The sequence below is a fragment of the Rhizobium sp. 10N414 genome, from assembly GCF_056394785.1.
Window position 1 is genome coordinate 46,672 of sequence record NZ_JBFTIN010000004.1, and the last position, 18,335, is coordinate 65,006.

Below are 18,335 nucleotides of genomic sequence, written 5' to 3' on the forward strand. Positions count from 1 at the left end.
ATGGAAAAATGGCGTTGCAGTTACAGCATGGGTCTGTGCTAGGTTTCTCAGATGAACGACATCTCGAATGAAAGATTCTTTGCCGACGTACCCGTTTTCACCGATTTCGAGCGGGTAACCGATACGAGCAATTATCACCCGCTTCCCGACGGCTGGTTCCTGGCCCTTGCCGACATCGTCGGTTCGACGCAGGCGATCGCCGCCGGCCGCTACAAGGACGTCAACATGGCGGGCGTCAGCGTCATTTCGGCCGTCCTGAATGCGGTTGACAAGGGCGACTACCCGTTCGTGTTTGGCGGCGATGGTGCCGTGGTTGCGCTGCCGGGGAACCTCGAGAATGCGGCGCGAAGTGCACTGTCTGCAACGCAGCGATGGGTAGAGGATGAAATGGGCCTGACGCTGCGCATTGCGGTCGTCCCGCTTGCCGATATTCGAAATGAAGGCCTGGACGTTCGCGTCGCCCGTCACGCCGCCAGTCCCTTCGTAACCTATGCCATGTTTGCCGGCGGCGGAGCCAGCTGGGCCGAGCGCCAGATGAAGGCCGGACGCTACGGCGTCGAGCCTGCACCGCCAGGGACGCGGCCGGATCTGACCGGTCTCTCCTGTCGGTGGAGCCCGATTGCGGCGCATAACGGCGAGATCGTCTCCATTATCGCCGTACCAGCCGAGGGCGGGCGCCCCAGCCCGGAGTTTCGCAAGCTCGTGATGGAGGTGGTGGCTATCTCTTCAGAACAGGGCCGTGGCGGCCACCCGATTCCGGCCGATGGCCCTGAATTTGCCTTTTCGATGAAGGGCGTTGATCGTGAGGCACGGGCAACCGCACTGCCGGGAAAGAGACTGCTGCGGAAGGTGATCATCCTGTTGCAGATCGCGCTTGTCGTCGCGCTCCACAGACTGGGCATCAAGCTTGGCCGTTTTGACGCCCGGCGCTACACCCAAGACGTCTCGGGAAATTCAGATTTCCGCAAGTTCGACGACGGGCTGAAGATGACGATCGACGTCGATGCCGGCCATCTTGGCCGTATCCAGGCGCTCCTCGAAGAGGCGAAAGCAAAGGGCATTGCCCGTTACGGCCTGCACCGGCAGTCCTCCGCGCTGATGACCTGTTTTGTCCCGACACCGGTGTCACGCGACCACGTGCACTTTGTCGACGGTGCCAGCGGCGGCTACGCCGTCGCTGCCAGCCAGATCACGGGCAAGACATTGTCAGCAGTCGATATCACGCCTTGACGATGTGGTCGGCAAACAGCCCGAGGCGCGTGAAGACATTGCGGGTGTCTATGATCAGCGGCGCACTGTCTGCGATCACCGCATAGTCGAGTTGATCATGGTCGGTTGCGACAAGAACTGCATCGTAGGCTTCCAGGGCCTCGGGCGTGAGATCGACCGATTTCCGGCCTTTCAAGTGCTGATATTCGCGCGTCGAGGGGATCTCACCGACATGGGGATCGTGATAGTCGGCCTTGCCGCCGCGCTCTTCGATGATCTCCATCAGGCGCAATGAAGGGCTCTCGCGAATGTCGGCGACGTTCTTCTTGTAGGCGAGGCCAAGGATCAGGACCCGCGAGCGGCTGAGCGCCTTGCCGGCCTTGATGTCGAGTGTTTCGGCAAGTTTGCCGACGACATAACGCGGCATCGCCGAATTGATCTCGCCAGCGAGCTCGATAAAGCGGGTCGGCAACTCGTATTCGCGGGATTTCCAAGTGAGGTAGAAGGGATCGATCGGAATGCAGTGGCCGCCAAGGCCCGGGCCCGGGTAGAAGGGCATGTAGCCGAACGGTTTGGTCTTGGCCGCGTCGATCACTTCCCACACATCGATTCCCATGGCGGCGTAGACGGTCTTCAGCTCGTTGACGAGCGCGATGTTGACCGACCGGAAGATGTTTTCGGTCAGCTTGACGGCTTCTGCAGTGGCGTTGGAAGACACCGGAACGACGGTTTTGACCGCAGCGCCGTAGAAGCTCTTCATCAGCGCCAGGGCCTCTGCGCCATCGCCGGCGACAACCTTCGGAATTGTCGCCGTGTGATAGTGCTGGTTGCCCGGATCCTCACGCTCGGGCGAGAAGCCGATGAAGAAGTCGCGGCCGGATTTCAGGCCGGTTTTCTCCAGGATGACCTTGACGACATCATCCGTGGTCCCCGGATAGGTCGTCGATTCCAGCACCACAAGCTGGCCGGCACGCAGATGGGTAGCAATCGACCGAGAGGTTGCCTCCACAAAGGAAAGGTCAGGATCGCGATGCCTGGTGAGCGGCGTCGGAACACAGATGACAATGACGTCGCAGGCTGCAAGCCCGGCAAAATCCGTCGTCGCCGAAAAGCGCTGGCCGTCAATTTCGGCAGCGAGGTCGTCGCTTGCGACCGCATCGATATAGGAACGCCGCGCATCCAGGGAGACGATCTTGTTCGGGTCGATGTCAAAGCCAGTGACAGCAAAGCCGCTTCGGGCAATGGCGATTGCAAGCGGCAAGCCGACATAGCCGAGGCCTATGACACCGGCTCGGGCATCGCGGGTTTCGATCTTGTTTGAAAGGAGGTCGTAGGTGGAGGAACTCGCCAAGGCAGGTCTCATCATAGTGCTGAAGGTACCTTGATCTAATGTAAGAGCGCACCAATTGAAACCCGCCGCCAAATCGACGTCCGTTGATGTAACCGCGAAGACTCGCGCTGCGGCTGTGCCTCGATCCTCCGGCAGTCCCGACCAGTGTGACCAAAAAGGCGCGGATGCCCCAAGAGATTTCAGTGCAGGGTCAGAAAATGCGCAGATACCATTGTTTGGGATTGGCCCCGTGCCTATTTAAATCGAATAACGAACCACGAGAAAGGACTGCCTATCCTACCCACTTTATCAAGGGTTTGACAGGTGCCGCTGCCGGGTTCCCGGCAGATCGTTGACACAATATTACCGCTCGTCCATCCTCCTTCCCGCCCTGCGCACGACGTTGCTGCAGGCAGGGTTGCGACGCTTTTCAGGAATGGACGTGCTTTATGAGGATACTACCAAGAATGGGCACGATCGAATCCAGCGTCTCCTCTATTTTGTTGGATCGGGTCGCTGAATGGCTGACGAATTCGTCGCTGGCCGGAGATGACCTCGAAAGCATCGTTCGCGGATTCTGCGAGCGTATTGCGGCGGCAGGGCTGCCGATCGCGCGCGTGCATCTGACCTTTTCGATGCTGCACCCGCTTTACGACGCGTTGAGCTTTACATGGCGACGTGCAAGCGGTGTCACGATCGAGGGTTATCGCCATGCCGCCGGGCAGAAGCCGGACCGCTTCCTGCAGAGCCCCTACTACTATCTCCTGGACAATAACCTCCAGCACATCCGTCGCCGGATACCGGCCGACGGCCCAGCCGAATTCCCGGTCTTCCTCGACCTGCGCGATGAGCGCATCACCGACTATCTGGCTTTCGTCCAGCCATTCGGCGATGGCTCCGTCCAGGGCATGATGGGCTCATGGTCGACGGATAGCCACGCCGGTTTCTCCGACGACATGATCGATGCGCTCTTGCGCATGCAGAACCATCTTGCCGTTGCCGCGAAGATGGCGGTCTTAGGCAAGCTCGCCAACAACATGCTCACCACCTATCTCGGCGGCGATGCGGGCAAGCGGGTGTTGAATGGCCAGATCCGCCGTGGCGACGGCGAGACGATCCGTGCGGCTCTCGTCATGGGCGATATGCGCCAGTCGACAGTGTATGCCGAAAAAGAGGGGCGGCAGGCCTACATCGATACGCTGAACCAGTTCTTCGACGCCATCGCTGCGCCATTCAACCGCAATGGCGGTGAGATCCTGAGCTTCCTCGGCGACGGTTTCCTGGCCGTCTATCCCTGTGGCCGGCACAAGGATCCATCCAAGATTGCCTGTCAGGCAGCCCTTTCCGCCGTCCACCAGGCGCAAGCCCGTGTCGCGGAATTGAACCGGGAGCGACTGGATGCCGGCCTTACCAAGGTTTCCTACGGGATCGGCCTGCACGTCGGCAACGTCATGTTCGGCAATGTCGGCCTCAAGGATCGCCTGACGTTTTCGGCGTTCGGCTCGGCCGTCAACGAGGTCCAGCGCCTGCAATCGCTGACGAAGAAATATTCGAGCGAGGTCATCGCAAGCCAGGCCTTTGCCGGCTACTGCGGCGGTGAGTGGCGCACGCTCGGCGAGGAAAAGCTCCGCGGCATCCGCCAAAAAGTCACGGTCTTGCAGCCGCATGTGCCAGCGCCCGTCCTGCATGTCGAGGAGAATTTCCGCGAGGTCGCACCGGCCGCACTTTCCGAGGCGGAACAGGTCATTCTGCTTCATCGCGATGCTAGAAAGCAGGCCAAAAGGCCAGCCGTGGAGGAATTCATTCAGTGAGGATGCCGGCGACCGATTTGGCCGAGATCTAATCTTCCCCAGCCTGTAAAATGCCAGGGTTTTCACGTGTCCGTCATCAACTGGACACCCCGATTGCGGTACGATAGTGTGCCTTAACGGGAACATGGAAAAACTGGGGAATTTCATTGGTATGGCGTCCGCCTCGGATCTGTTGCGCATCGAGAACCTCGACGTTTCTTTCTCGGTTTTCGGCGATCGCCTGCGCGTCGTAAAAAACGCGAATATCCGCATATTGCCGGGCAAGGTCACTGYGCTCGTCGGAGAATCCGGCTCAGGCAAATCGGTCATCAGCCAAAGCATCATGGGCATCCTGCCAAATCCCGCAACGGCCGAGGGGCAGATCCTCTTTACCGACCCGCTGGATGGCAAGACGACAGACATTCTTCGCTATTCCCGCGACAGCGAGCAAATGCGTGATCTGCGTGGCCGCCGCATGGCGACGATCTTTCAGGAGCCGATGACCTCGCTGTCGCCGCTCCACACCGTCGGCAATCAGATCAGTGAAGCACTCCTCATCCACACGGAGGCCGACAAGAAGGAAGCACGCGAAAAGACCGAGGAGATGCTGGGTCTTGTCGGCTTTGCCAATCCGAAGCGCACCTTCGACATGTACCCCTTCGAGCTCTCGGGCGGCATGCGCCAGCGCGCGATGATCGCAATGGCGCTGATCTGCAATCCGGCGCTCCTGATTGCCGACGAGCCGACGACGGCGCTCGACGTGACCATCCAGGCACAGATCCTGGAGCTGCTGCGCGACCTGCAGCACAAGCTCGGAATGGCGATGCTGCTGATCACGCATGATCTCGGCGTCGTTGCCAACATGGCCGACGAGGTGGTGGTGATCTATCATGGCGAGATCATGGAGGCGGGACCGGTCGAGTCGATCTTCCGCAACCCGCAGCATCCTTACCTCAAGGGTCTGATGGCTGCCGTGCCGCATTTCGACATGAAGCCAGGCGAACGTCTCAAGGCGCTGCGCGACGTGCCTGTCAACCTCGAGTCCCTGATCGGCAAGAAGAAGGTGAAGGCCGAAGGGCCGGAGATCCTGCTTTCCGTCAACAATCTCTCCAAGACCTTCAAGACCCGCAACCGCGGCCTTTTTGGAACGCGAGAAGCCGCCGTCGTTCATGCTGTCGACGATGTCAGCTTTGACATCCGGCGGGGGGAATGCCTGGGGCTCGTCGGCGAATCCGGCTGCGGCAAGACGACGGTCAGCAAGATCTTGATGCGGGCCGTGAGGCCTGATGGTGGCTCGGTGATCTTCAATGATGGCAAGGACGTCATCGACGTCCTGTCTGTTTCCGGCGACGATCTGCAGGAGCTGCGCACCAAGATACAGATGGTGTTCCAGGATCCGGTCTCGTCGCTGTCGCCGCGCATGACTGTGCGCAACATCCTCAGCGAGCCGCTGGAGATCCATGACCGCGGGGATAGCGCCGAGCGAAAGCAGAGGGTAGAGGCTCTGATGGGTGCGATCGGCCTCGACCGGCGCTATCTGAACCGTTACCCGCACAGTTTTTCCGGCGGGCAGCGCCAGCGCATCGGCATTGCGCGCGCGCTGGCACTCGGGCCAAAGCTCATCATTCTCGACGAGCCTGTATCGGCCCTCGACGTTTCCGTCCAGGCACAGATCCTGAACCTTTTGAAAGACCTGCAGAAGGATCTCGGGCTGACCTATCTGTTCATTTCGCACAATCTGGCGGTCGTCGACTACATGGCCGACCGCATCGCGGTGATGTGCAAGGGGCGCATCGTCGAGATTGCCCCCCGCGAGATCATTCTGCGCGATCCGGTGTATCCCTATACGAAGTCGCTCCTGGCGGCGGTCCCCTTCCCCGACCTCAACCGTCCGCTCGATTTCGAGGCGCTGCGAAGAAACGGCGCCGCAGACAAGCAGAACTGGGGCATTACCTTTACGGCGGAGCATGATGATGCGTCCGAGCTCGCCTACGCTGATCTCGGCAACGGCCATCTTGTGCGCGCCCGCAAGGGTGCAGACGCAAAGGAGCTTCGCTCATGGTAACGCGGCGCACGTTTCTCGGTGGTCTTATCGGTTCGGCAGTGTTGCCCTCCGCTGTCAAGGCGGCGGCGGATCGCGATATCGAGCCCGAATTCTTGAGGGATTGGCTGCGCGCAGGGCGCATTCCACCCATGGTCGATCGCCTGCCGACGCATCCGCGGATCGTCAATATGAAGGATACGGGGCGCCTGCCGGGCGTCTATGGCGGCACGGTGCGCACCATCATCGGCAGCCAGAAGGATATCCGCTACATGACCGTCTATGGCTATTCGCGCCTGGTCGGTTACGACAAGCATCTGATGTTCCAGCCGGATATTCTCCTGGGTTTCGAATCCAAGGATGACACGGTCTTCACCTTCTATCTCCGCGAAGGTCACCGCTGGTCCGACGGTGCACCCTTTACGGTGGACGATTTCCGCTACTGGTGGGAGGACGTGATCCACAACAAGGACCTGACACCTGGTGGTGGCGCGCTCGAGTTGCGACCCCATGGCACATTGCCGAAATTCGAAGTGCTCGACGCTTTGACAGTTCGCTACACCTGGGAGCGACCCAATCCGATGTTCCTGCCGGCGCTTGCCGGCCCTCTGCCGCTCGTGATCTTCGGGCCGGGGCACTATCTCAAGCAGTTTCACAAGAAATACCAGGACGATTTCCGTATTTCGGCGCTGATGAAGGAAAACCGCGTCAAGAAGTGGGCGGATCTGCACATCAAGATGTCGCGTTCCTCGCGTCCTGAAAATCCGGACCTGCCGACGCTTGATCCCTGGCGCAACACGACGCCGCTGCCGGCCGACCAATTCGTGTTCGTGCGAAACCCGTTTTTCCATCGCATCGACGAGAACGGGGTACAACTTCCCTACATCGACAAGTTCATCCTCAACGTCAGTTCATCCTCGATCATCGCCGCCAAGGCGGGCGCCGGTGAATCCGACCTGCAGGCCACTGGCGTCGACTTCAACGATTACACATTCCTCAAGGATGCCGAAAAGCGGTTCCCCGTGAAGGTCAACCTGTGGAAGCAGGTGCGCGGATCGCGCGTGGCGCTCCTGCCGAACCTCAACTGCGCCGACGAGGTCTGGCGCAAGCTGTTCCGGGAAACTCGCTTCCGCCGGGCGCTGTCGATGTCGATCGATCGGCATGAGATCAACATGGTTGCCTTCTATGGTCTCGGCAAGGCAAGCGCTGATACCGTTTTGCCCGATAGCCCCCTCTTCAGACCCGAATATGCGGAAGCCTTCATTGCCCATGATCCCGATCAGGCAAACAAGCTCCTGGACGAGCTCGGGCTGGCGAACCGTGGCGCCGATGGCATTAGGCTGTTGCCGGATGGTCGCCGTGCCGAAATCACCGTGGAGACCGCTGGCGAAAGCAACCTCGACACGGACGTTTTGGAACTGGTGCGTGATCATTGGTTTGAGGTCGGTCTTGCTCTTTATACCCGCACCTCACAACGCGACGTTTTCCGCAGCCGCGCCATGAGCGGCACGATCATGATGTCGATCTGGTACGGCATCGAGAACGGGGTTGCGACCGCGGACATGTCTCCGGGGCAGCTTGCGCCAACCGTCGACGATCAACTGCAATGGCCGCTTTGGGGGATGTATCACCTGTCGGCCGGGCAGGAAGGCAGCGCGCCGGACCTTGAGGAAGTGCAGCAGCTCGTCGCGCTTCTCAAACAGTGGGGTGATACCTCGAGATTCGAAGAGCGAGAGGTGATCTGGCATAAGATGCTGGCGCTCTATACCCAGCAGGTTTTCTCGATCGGCCTCATCAACAGCACGCTGCAGCCGATCGTCCGATCCGCCAAATTGCAGAACGTGCCGGATGAGGGCCTCTATGGTTTTGACCCGACATCCTATCTCGGCCTCTACATGCCGGATGCCTTCTGGTTCAAGGAGGCTTGAGGGATGCTGAAATACATCCTCTGGCGCATTGCTGCGATGGTGCCGACACTGTTCATCATCTCGGCGCTGGTCTTCACCATCATCGAACTTCCGCCGGGCGACTTTTTCGAAAGCCAGATCGCTGAACTGCGGGCGCAGGGCGAGAGCGCCAACCTGCAGGAAATCGAAGAACTCAGGATACAATACGGTTTCGACAAGCCTGAGATCGTCCGCTACTTCTTCTGGGTCGGCGGCATGCTGCACGGGGACTTCGGCTATTCGTTCGAATATCAGCTGCCGGTCTCGGAAGTCGTCGGTGATCGTCTCTGGCTGACGATGCTCGTTTCCTTTTCCACGATCCTGCTGACGTGGTTGATCGCCTTTCCGATCGGGATCTATTCCGCGACCCATCAGTATAGTTGGGGCGACTACGGGCTGACCTTTCTGGGGTTGCTCGGCATCGCCATCCCGAACTTCATGCTGGCCCTGATCCTGATGTACTTCGCCAACATCTGGTTTGGCGTCTCGATCGGCCACTTGATGGACCAAAGGTTCCTGAACGAACCGATGAGCTGGGAAAAGGCGCGGTCCATTCTCTCGCATCTGTGGATTCCGGTCATTATCGTCGGCACGGCGGGAACGGCCGGCATGATCCGCCGGCTTCGCGCCAATCTGCTCGACGAGATGCAGAAACAATACGTCGTCACCGCCCGCGCCAAGGGGCTTCACCCGCTTCGCGCGCTCGTGAAGTATCCACTGCGCATGGCTCTCAACTTCTTCGTCGCCGATATCGGATCGATCTTGCCTTCGATCATCTCAGGGGCGGAAATCGTCGCCATCGTGCTGTCGCTCGAGACGACAGGGCCCATGCTCATCAAGGCCCTGCAGAGCCAGGACATGTATCTTGCGGGTTCGTTCCTGATGTTCCTCGCCTTCCTCAACGTCATCGGGGTGCTCGTCTCCGATATCGCACTTGGCTTTCTCGATCCGCGTATCCGCCTGCAAGGCAGGAGCACCAAATAGATGTCGCCCTTGCCACCGCCCGGCGCGCCGATGCCGCATTATGTTTCGACCGCACCCTTCGATCCCATGGCGACCGAGGGGATGACGGCTGCGCAATCGCGCATCCACCTTGCCTCGCAGAAGCAGTTGATGTGGTGGAAGTTCAAGCAGCACCGGCTGGCACTTGCCTCCGGCATTTTTCTGCTTGCGCTGTACTCCATGATTATCGTCGTCGAGTTCATTGCGCCCTATGGGCTGCATACCAAGAATGTGGACTTCATCCATTCCCCGCCACAGCGCGTGCACTTCTTCCACGATGGCAAATTCGTCGGCCCCTTCGTCTACGGGCGCTCCATGTCGCTCGATCTCGACACCCTCCATCGGCTTTACTCCGACAAGCCGGATGAGGTGCAGCCGATCCGCTTCTTCTGCCGCGGCGATTCCTACAAGTTCTGGGGACTGGTCAAATCGGATCTTCACCTGGTTTGTCCGGCAGTCGGCGGGCAGATGTTCCTGCTTGGCACTGACCGCCTCGGCCGTGACGTGCTGTCGCGCATTCTCTATGGCGCCCGCATTTCGCTGACGATCGGCCTGATCGGTATCGCCATCAGCTTCTGCCTCGGTATCGTCATCGGCGGATTGGCAGGCTATTGGGGCGGTGTCTTCGATCTAATCGTCCAGCGCCTCATCGAAGTTCTTCAGTCGCTGCCAAGCCTGCCGCTCTGGATGGCGCTGGCGGCGATCATGCCTGTCACGTGGAGCCCCATCGTCATCTATTTCGGGATCACGGTCATCCTCGGTATCATCGACTGGACTGGTCTTGCGCGAGCCGTGCGCTCAAAGCTCTTGGCCCTGCGTGAAGAGGATTATGTCCAGGCTGCCCAGCTGATGGGCGCCAGCACGCCGCGCATCATCGGCCGGCATCTTGTTCCAGGCTTCATGTCCCACCTGATCGCCTCTGCCACGATCTCGATTCCCGGCATGATTCTCGGTGAGACGGCGCTCAGCTTCCTTGGCCTCGGTCTGCGCCCGCCGATCACCAGCTGGGGCATTCTGCTGACAGAAGCAAAGAGCGTAAGCGTCATCGCCTTCTATCCATGGTTGCTTTTTCCGATTATACCTGTCGTTCTGGTGATTTTGGCGTTCAACTTTCTGGGAGACGGCTTGCGCGATGCGGCAGATCCCTACAAATAGCGGCCAGCCCGGCGGAGCACTGCTTTGTCTTTTGACGGCCAGCAATAAACCGGCGGTGCTTGTATGATCCACAGCGCAGAAGGATTGCCCATGGCACGGCGCCTGGAAGATGCCCGTATCCTCATGTACAGCCACGACACGTTCGGGCTCGGCCATTTGCGCCGCTGCCGCGCGATCGCGCATGCTCTGGTCGAGGATTATCGCGGGCTTAATATTCTGATCATCTCCGGAGCCACGATTGCCGGCGCGTTCGATTACCGGGCGCGCGTCGACTTCGTGAAGATCCCGAGTGTCATCAAGCTGCGCAACGGCGAATATACGTCGATGGCGGGCCATATCGATCTGCATGAAACGCTGAAGATGCGTGAGTCGAGTATTCGACACACCGCCGAAACCTTCCAGCCCGACATTTTCATCGTCGACAAGGAACCGATGGGACTGAAGGGCGAAGTCGAGGAGACGCTGGCCTATCTGAAGGCGCAGGGCACCGTTCTGGTGCTTGGCCTGCGCGAGATCATGGATGCCCCCCACCTGCTTGATGCCGAATGGAAGCGGAACGGCATCATGCAGAAGATCGACCAGTATTACGATTCCATCTGGGTCTATGGACCGCCTGATTTCTATGATCCGCTGATCGGCCTGGACGTGCCGGCAAGTGTGCGCAGAAAGATGGATTTCGTCGGATTTCTGCAGCGCAGTGTCTCGACGAGCAAGACCTCGATCAATGCGCGCTCGGACAACTACATTCTGGTCACGACCGGCGGTGGCGGCGATGGGTCCGATCTCGTCCACGATGTCATGAACGCCTATGAGCAAGACCCTTCCCTGCAGCAAAAGGCGCTTGTCGTGCTCGGCCCCTATATGCCGGCTGCCGAGCGCTCCAAGCTGGTGGCCAAAGGGTCCCGCATTCCCTACATAGAGGTGATCGAGTTCGACAATAATATGGAAGAGCTGATCGTGGGGGCCACCGGCGTTGTGGCCATGGGTGGCTATAACACCTATTGCGAGATCCTTTCATTCGACAAGCCTGCACTCATTGTTCCCAGGGTGAAACCACGCGAAGAGCAGCTGCTGCGCGCCAGGCGAGCGAGCGAACTCGGACTGATCGACATGCTGCTGCCGGACCAGTCGGCAGATCCCAAGGTTATGTCCGAGGCCCTGAAACGACTTCCCGACCGCGCACCGCCGTCCAAGAGCGGCTGTACCTTGCAGTTGCAGGGCCTCGATCACATTTCGCAGACGGTCGGACATTGGCTGGATGGCCGGGGCCCGCATCTGTCCGTCGTCGGGGCCGAGTGAAGAACAAGATCTTGTCGAAGCGTCGTAAGATTCTCGTTGTGCTGAAAGGCTACCCGCGCCTTTCGGAGACATTTATCGCCCAGGAACTGCTCGGCCTGGAGAAGGCGGGGTTTGATCTGACCTTGATCTCGATGCGCCGGCCAACCGACAAAAAGCGGCATCCCGTGCATGACGAGATCAGGGCACGTGTCGTCTATCTGCCCGAGTATCTTCACGAAGAGCCGATCCGCGTGCTGAAGGGGATGTTTGCGAGCTTCCGACGGCCCGGGATCAAGGCTCTCTGGCAGCGCTTCCTCAAGGACCTCCCACGTGACATTTCTCGCAACCGTTTCAGGCGGCTTGGACAGGCGATGGTGCTCGCACGCGAATGGCCGGATAGCGGTGAGTGGCTGCACGCACATTTCATCCATACCCCTGCCTCCGTGACCGAATATGCGAGCATCCTCACCGGTGTGCCCTGGACCTGTTCGGCCCATGCCAAGGACATCTGGACATCGCCGGACTGGGAGTTGCATGAGAAGCTTGGCAGCGCCCGCTGGACGGTGACCTGCACGCGAAGCGGCTATGAGCACATGCGCACCTTGACCCCCCGCAAGGACGCCGTGCATCTGAGCTATCACGGCCTCGATTTGGCGCGTTTCGGGCATTTCTGCGGCCAGCGATCGCAGCGCGACGGCAGCAATCCGGCGGACCCTGTCCTTATTCTCAGTGTTGGCCGTGCCGTCGAGAAGAAGGGTTACGAGACCTTGCTCAAGGCACTCGCACTGCTGCCCGGCGACCTGAACTGGCGTTTCGAACATATCGGCGGCGGCGACAAGCTGCCGAAGCTGAAGGCACTTGCTGCGGATCTCAATCTGACGGATCGGATCAGCTGGAAGGGCGCACTCGCACAGGAGGACGTGCTCGATCACTACCGCCAGGCCGATGTTTTCGCACTGGCCTGCCGGATTGCATCCAATGGCGATCGCGACGGCCTGCCGAATGTATTGGTGGAGGCATCGAGCCAGCGCCTGCCCTGCGTCTCGACGTCGGTATCCGGTGTGCCGGAGCTTCTTGTCGACGGTGAAAACGGCAGGCTCGTGCCACCCGAGGATCCTGCGGCGTTTGCGGCGGCACTCGAGACACTGATCCGCGATCCTGCCTTACGGTCGCGGCTGGGAGATGCGGCCGAAAGACGCGTGCGCGAGCATTTTGACCACGAGGTGAGCATCACCGAGCTCGGCCATCTGTTTGAACAGGAATGGCAGAAAGCCTCATGAACGCGCCCCGGGTCTTTTTCTATGTCCAGCATTTGCTTGGCATCGGGCATATTGCCCGGGCAAGCCGCATCGCGAGCGCGCTTGTCAGCGACGGGTTCGACGTCACTGTCGTGACGGGTGGGCTGCCGGTTCCGGGTTTCCCGGGAGACGGCATCAGGACGGTGGCTCTTCCACCGGTCGTGGCAAGCAATGCCGGTTTTTCCGGACTTGCGGACAGCGATGGTGTTGCCGCCGACGAGGCGTTCCTGCGCAAACGCCGGGATCTGCTGCTCGAAGCCTTCCATGATACAGCGCCCGACGTCGTCATCATCGAAGCGTTTCCTTTTGGCCGCCGGCAGATGCGGTTCGAGCTGCTCCCGCTTCTTGACGCAATCGAAGAAGCGCATCCACGGCCGAAGCTTTTCAGCTCGGTGCGCGATATCCTGCAGCAGAACCGGAAGCCCGGGCGCGACGAGGAGACCGTGGCGCTGGTCAGAGATCATTTCGACGGCGTCCTGGTGCATGGGGATCCGAGCTTCGTTCGCCTGGAAGATACCTTTCCCCTGACGGCGGAGATTGCCTCCAAGCTCCTCTATACCGGCTTGGTGGCGGCCCCGCGGGCGGCTGATCCTGAAGAGACCTTCGACATTGTTGCATCCGCTGGTGGCGGAGCCGTCGGCCTCGACCTGCTTCGCGCGGCCAATGGCGCGGCCGCGATGTTGCCGGCGAACCTGCGGTGGCTGCTGATCAGCGGGCCGAACCTTCCCGAAGCCGACTTCGCCAGACTTTCGAAGGCAACGCCCTCGAACGTTACGCTGACCCGGTTTCGCAAGGATTTCCCATCGCTGCTGCGCGGCGCGCGTGTTTCCATCTCGCAGGCGGGCTATAACACCGTTGGCGATCTGCTTCAGACCGACTGCCGGATGATCCTCATTCCCTTCGTAGCCGGTGGAGAGACGGAACAAACGGTCCGCGCGGAACGGCTGCGGGCACTCGGGCTCGCGGATATCCTGCCGGAGGCCGGTCTGACGCCCGAAATCGTTGCCAATGCGGTCAGCGCGGCGCTCGCAAAACCGCGGGCAGCCTCGGCATTGCTCGATCTCGGGGGGGCCGGCAAAACGGCATCAATCATTCGGTCCATGATCGGGTGAAAGCCTCGCACTTTGCGAAAATGATGTGATATAAACAACGTCCCGGCGAGAATCGGCATGACGATGGAAATCCGATGCGCCTTGTTTTCGTTATGAGATCCGGCGGTCCGGTTGCATGATCCTGTTTTCGGCATTCCCTTTGGCTTCGCCGCAGGTTCACTGCCCCCAGATTTCCCAGGCAACTGACGGTTAGGAATGGAAAAAAGCCTCGCGCGTTACATCTGGTCGAACACGCGGCTGCAGCAGCTCTGGATTTTGACAGTCGTTGCAGTCTCGATGATCCCCTACTTTCTGTCCTTCGACCTGCCGAAGCAGATCGTCAACGGACCGATTCAGGGCAATGGCTTTGAAGGCGAAGGCGCAACGCAGACGTTCATGCGTTTGTCCTACACCTTTCCGGTCATCGGCGAGGTAGAGTTCTTCAAGGGCCTCCAGCTTGACCGCCTGCAAATGCTGATGGGGCTCAGCCTCGTCTTCCTCGCGCTGGTCGTCTTGAACGGCCTCTTCAAATTCTACATCAACACCTACAAGGGACGGCTTGGCGAGCGCATGCTGCGCCGCATCCGTTTCGAGTTGATCGACCGGGTACTCCGCTTCCCGCCGTCGCATTTCAAGCGCGTCAAGTCGGCCGAGATCGCAACGATGATCAAGGATGAAGTCGAACCGATGGGCGGCTTCACGGGGGATGCCTTCGTTTCGCCTGCCTTGCTCGGCGGTCAGGCGTTGACGGCGCTCGCCTTCATCATCGTGCAGAATTTCTGGCTCGGGATGATTGCCGCGGCGATCGTCGGCGTGCAGGCGGTGGTGATCCCGCGCATGAGAAAGCGCCTGCTCGAGCTTGGCCGCCAGCGTCAGCTGACAGCCCGCGAGCTGTCCGGACGTGTTGGCGAAATCGTCGATGGCATCGGCACGATTCACGGCAACGACACTTCGAACTTCGAGCGTGCCGACATCGCCACCCGGCTCGGGCTGATCTTCTCGATCCGTTATGACCTCTACCAGTGGAAGTTCCTGGTCAAATTCCTGAACAACTTCCTGGCCCAGGTCACTCCATTCCTGTTTTACGCAATCGGCGGCTATCTCGCGCTGCAGGGCCGACTGGACATCGGTCAGCTCGTTGCGGTCATCAGCGCCTACAAGGATCTTCCGGGGCCGCTCAAGGAACTGATCGACTGGGATCAGATGCGCCAGGACGTGCAGGTCAAGTATCAACAGGTCTACGAGCAGTTCAACGTCGAGCCGCTGCTCGACGGCAAGATACAGGACATCTCGTCAGAAACGATCGGCGCCCTGACGGCTCCGCTCGTGATCACAAACCTGACTGTGAGCGACGATAGCGGCGCACGGCTGGTCGACCACGTCTCGGTCGAAATCAAACCCAACGAAACGGTCGCGGTCGTCGGCCCGAACTCGAGTGGTGCCGAAGCCTTCGCGGAAGCCCTCGGCCGGCTTGTGTGGCCGGATTCCGGCCGCGTGACGATCGATGGCCATGACCTTCTCGATCTGCCTGAATCCATTACCGGCCGGCGCATGTCCTACGCCTCCGCTGACGCCTACTTCTTCCACGGGACGCTTAGGGACAATCTTCTTTACGGCTTGAAGCATGCCCCGATGCGCGACCCGCAGTACGACGGCAAGGAGGCTCTTGAAGCCAAGTGGCATGCCGAGGAGGCCGTCAAGGCCGGCAACCCGACAATGGATATCAACAGCGACTGGGTGGACTACCAGGCCGCCGGCGCAACCGGCCCCGAGGACATCCTGACGGCAATCCGTCCTGTGCTCGATGCGGTCCTCATTTCACAGGACATTCTAGACCTAGCGCTTCGATCGACCGTCAACACGAGCGTGCATGTGACGCTTGCCGGACATATCGTCGATCTGCGTACGGCACTTCGCAAGCGCATGCAGGAGTCGGAGCTCGGCAATATCGTCGTGCCGTTCGATTTCGATGCGTTCAATCCGCAAGCCACCGTCGGCGAGAATTTGCTCTTCGGCTCGATGAAACGGCCGATGATGAACAATCGCCGGCTGGCGGCCCACCCCTATTTCCAGGCGCTCTTCCGCGACACCGGCCTCAGCGACGATCTCTACGCCATGGGTCTGGAGATCGCGGAGAATGCCGTCGAACTCTTCCATGATCTGCCGCCGGATCACCCGTTCTTCCAGCAGCTGACCTTCATGACGGCTGACGATATCCCGACCTATCAGGCGCTGCTGCAGAAATTGCAGAGCCGACGGTTTGATGATGCAACGCCCGAAGAGCGCTCTGCAATCATCCGTCTCAGCTTTGCCTATATCGAGCCGCGGCACCGTTTCGGTCTTCTGACCGACGCGCTGATGGCCAAGATCGTCAGCGCCCGCAAACAGTTCCATGAGAATATTCCTGATGATCTTTCCGCGGTCATCGAGCGGTATGATCCGGAGGGCTTCATCTCCTCGGCAAGCCTCATGGACAACGTCCTGTTCGGCCGCATCGCCTATCAGCAGGCTGACGCGTCCGACCGCATCCGGGCGATCATGGGCGATCTCTTCGACTCTCTCGAACTCTTCGACGACGTCTTGTCGATCGGGCTTGAGTTTGATGTCGGTTCTGGCGGCAAGCGCCTGACGATGGTGCAACGGCAGAAGCTGAACCTTGCCCGTGCGCTTCTCAAACGGTCTGACTATTTTGTCTTCAACCGGCCCTTATCCGCGCTCGACCAGCGTATTCAGGATCAGATTACCCGAAATGTGGTCGAGGGATTGCACAAGGAAGGCGAACAGCCGGCCATCATCTGGGTGCTTTCGAACGCAAAACTTGCGGAAATATTTGATCGAATCCTGCTGTTTGACCGCGGTGCGCTGGCCGAGGCAGGCAACTTTCCGGAGCTTTCCGAACAAAACGGTATGTTCAAGGAACTGTTATCGTAATATCCTAAAGAGGGACAATAAAGATGGTGCCCTTTTGCGAGGTGCCACGGTCAAGCGTCGTGCACCGGAAAGCGCGACGGGGGTAGTACGCATATGTTATTGAGAGACGAAGTTGAAATGCTGCGGCGGGTGCCGATCTTCTCCCGAATTGCACCTGCAAAACTCAAATTGTTGGCCTTCACTTCCGATCGCATGACATACAACGTCGGGCAGGACCTCTTCCATCAGGGAGATCCGGGTGATGCCGCCTATGTCGTCCTGTCCGGAACGGCCGACATTCTTGTCCACTCACCTGCAGGCGACATCAAGGTCGCCGATGTGGAACCCAACTCCATCGTCGGTGAAATCGCCATATTGTGCGACGTATCGCGTACCGCGACGATTCGCGCCACCTCGCCCCTGGAAGTGCTGCGCATCAGCAAGGAACACTTTCTTAAATTACTGAGCGATTTCCCCGAAATGGCCGTCGAGATCATGCGCGTGTTGGCAGACCGTCTGAACCATACAACGGCCGAGCTGACTGCCGCGCGCGCTGCCAAGCAGCCGCAAGTGGCCGCGATGTAACGCTACTGCTGTTATTCGCGACTTTGCAGCAGATCCTGTTCAATCCGGGTCATGTGTGCAGCCCCTGGTAGTTTGCGCATTCTGCAGGTGTCCAGACGCTGCTGGGAGGCGTTCGCGGCAAAGCGAACGAGCCTCATAAACCAGCGCAGCAACGTGTCGAGCTGGTCGCGGATCGCTCTCAGCTTCAGCCGATCGGGGTCGCGATCAGCACATCGTGGTCAACGCTCGCCAATATCATCCTCCGCCCTTCGTATTCCGCAAGCCGATGCAATAGGCCGGGATCCAGGACTTCGACGGGTGCGAAAGCCCGCCCGTGTTTTAGACCGGACGCGCTTTGATTTTAGATCGGACGGGCGTTCACTTTAAATTGGCCGGACCATGCGTCAAAGATGGTCGCATGAGCGAGCATCCTGCCGCCAGAACCCTGATTGACTGCTTGCGCGGTACGTGCGCCCCGAGGGGAGCGGGTGTCTCGCTTGCGTGCTGCACGGCGGCTGGGAATTAACGACCTTCCGACCCTTGCGCCTTATCGGCAGGACCGCGCCGTTTTTCTGGGATGAAGCGATGAACGGCAGGCTCTTCCTGCTTGAATGTCGAGCAAGTGTTGGCGGCGATCCTCAAATTGGCGAGGTTGTCGTTATGGACAACCTGTCGTCCGCATAACAGCCAATGTGCGCGAGGCTATCGCGCACATTGGGAT

The 18,335-nt window shown here is 59.7% G+C and carries 12 protein-coding genes; 11 read left to right on the plus strand and 1 reads right to left on the minus strand.

The genetic code is table 11. The features are described from left to right. The first annotated feature begins 51 nt into the window (after positions 1-51). Complete coding sequence (locus tag AC1DE4_RS06400; protein WP_477880549.1) at positions 52-1,230, plus strand: DUF3095 domain-containing protein; 1,179 nt, start codon at positions 52-54, stop codon at positions 1,228-1,230. On the opposite strand, the gene AC1DE4_RS06405 is transcribed toward AC1DE4_RS06400, so the two are convergent. Then, complete coding sequence (locus AC1DE4_RS06405) at positions 1,220-2,575, minus strand: nucleotide sugar dehydrogenase (RefSeq protein WP_477880551.1); 1,356 nt, start codon at positions 2,573-2,575, stop codon at positions 1,220-1,222. The genes AC1DE4_RS06400 and AC1DE4_RS06405 overlap by 11 nt on opposite strands. Before the next feature lie 431 nt (positions 2,576-3,006). Here AC1DE4_RS06405 and AC1DE4_RS06410 point away from each other — a divergent pair, with 431 nt between their 5' ends. The 10 genes from AC1DE4_RS06410 to AC1DE4_RS06455 all read left to right on the plus strand — a co-directional run bounded on the left by AC1DE4_RS06410 (position 3,007) and on the right by AC1DE4_RS06455 (position 17,635). Further along, on the plus strand, positions 3,007-4,350 hold the full coding sequence (locus AC1DE4_RS06410) for an adenylate/guanylate cyclase domain-containing protein (RefSeq protein ID WP_477880553.1): 1,344 nt from the start codon (positions 3,007-3,009) through the stop codon (positions 4,348-4,350). 151 nt (positions 4,351-4,501) lie between these two features. Continuing rightward, positions 4,502-6,394: an ABC transporter ATP-binding protein gene (locus AC1DE4_RS06415; RefSeq protein ID WP_477880555.1), complete on the plus strand. Its 1,893-nt coding sequence runs from the start codon at positions 4,502-4,504 to the stop codon at positions 6,392-6,394. Continuing rightward, positions 6,388-8,298 (plus strand): ABC transporter substrate-binding protein, encoded by a 1,911-nt coding sequence (locus AC1DE4_RS06420; RefSeq protein WP_477880557.1) that lies wholly within the window; start codon positions 6,388-6,390, stop codon positions 8,296-8,298. The genes AC1DE4_RS06415 and AC1DE4_RS06420 overlap by 7 nt, the downstream gene beginning before the upstream one ends. A 3-nt stretch (positions 8,299-8,301) precedes the next feature. Beyond that, complete coding sequence (locus AC1DE4_RS06425) at positions 8,302-9,300, plus strand: ABC transporter permease (protein WP_169683721.1); 999 nt, start codon at positions 8,302-8,304, stop codon at positions 9,298-9,300. Continuing rightward, a complete protein-coding gene (locus AC1DE4_RS06430) occupies positions 9,301-10,473 on the plus strand; it encodes an ABC transporter permease (RefSeq protein ID WP_169683720.1) in 1,173 nt (390 codons plus the stop codon). A gap of 90 nt (positions 10,474-10,563) precedes the next feature. Continuing rightward, on the plus strand, positions 10,564-11,772 hold the full coding sequence (locus AC1DE4_RS06435; RefSeq protein WP_169683719.1) for a glycosyltransferase family protein: 1,209 nt from the start codon (positions 10,564-10,566) through the stop codon (positions 11,770-11,772). A gap of 11 nt (positions 11,773-11,783) precedes the next feature. After that, entirely contained in the window at positions 11,784-13,031 is a 1,248-nt protein-coding gene (locus AC1DE4_RS06440; RefSeq protein ID WP_477880560.1) for a glycosyltransferase, read from the plus strand. Further along, positions 13,028-14,161, plus strand: a complete 1,134-nt coding sequence (locus AC1DE4_RS06445; protein WP_477880562.1) for a glycosyltransferase family protein — start codon at positions 13,028-13,030, stop codon at positions 14,159-14,161. The genes AC1DE4_RS06440 and AC1DE4_RS06445 overlap by 4 nt, the downstream gene beginning before the upstream one ends. Positions 14,162-14,356: 195 nt before the next feature. Beyond that, positions 14,357-17,071, plus strand: coding sequence for an ABC transporter transmembrane domain-containing protein (locus AC1DE4_RS06450; protein ID WP_477880564.1), 2,715 nt, complete (start codon positions 14,357-14,359; stop codon positions 17,069-17,071). A 93-nt stretch (positions 17,072-17,164) separates the two neighbouring features. Beyond that, positions 17,165-17,635 (plus strand): cyclic nucleotide-binding domain-containing protein, encoded by a 471-nt coding sequence (locus tag AC1DE4_RS06455; RefSeq protein ID WP_018856664.1) that lies wholly within the window; start codon positions 17,165-17,167, stop codon positions 17,633-17,635. The last annotated feature ends 700 nt before the right edge of the window (positions 17,636-18,335 follow it).

Coding starts and splice junctions, on each gene's coding strand:
- AC1DE4_RS06400 (WP_477880549.1), top strand. CDS start 52: ATGAACGACATCTCGAATGAAAGATTCTTTGCCGACGTACCCGTTTTC.
- AC1DE4_RS06405 (WP_477880551.1), bottom strand. CDS start 2,575: ATGATGAGACCTGCCTTGGCGAGTTCCTCCACCTACGACCTCCTTTCA.
- AC1DE4_RS06410 (WP_477880553.1), top strand. CDS start 3,007: ATGGGCACGATCGAATCCAGCGTCTCCTCTATTTTGTTGGATCGGGTC.
- AC1DE4_RS06420 (WP_477880557.1), top strand. CDS start 6,388: ATGGTAACGCGGCGCACGTTTCTCGGTGGTCTTATCGGTTCGGCAGTG.
- AC1DE4_RS06425 (WP_169683721.1), top strand. CDS start 8,302: ATGCTGAAATACATCCTCTGGCGCATTGCTGCGATGGTGCCGACACTG.
- AC1DE4_RS06430 (WP_169683720.1), top strand. CDS start 9,301: ATGTCGCCCTTGCCACCGCCCGGCGCGCCGATGCCGCATTATGTTTCG.
- AC1DE4_RS06435 (WP_169683719.1), top strand. CDS start 10,564: ATGGCACGGCGCCTGGAAGATGCCCGTATCCTCATGTACAGCCACGAC.
- AC1DE4_RS06445 (WP_477880562.1), top strand. CDS start 13,028: ATGAACGCGCCCCGGGTCTTTTTCTATGTCCAGCATTTGCTTGGCATC.
- AC1DE4_RS06450 (WP_477880564.1), top strand. CDS start 14,357: ATGGAAAAAAGCCTCGCGCGTTACATCTGGTCGAACACGCGGCTGCAG.
- AC1DE4_RS06455 (WP_018856664.1), top strand. CDS start 17,165: ATGTTATTGAGAGACGAAGTTGAAATGCTGCGGCGGGTGCCGATCTTC.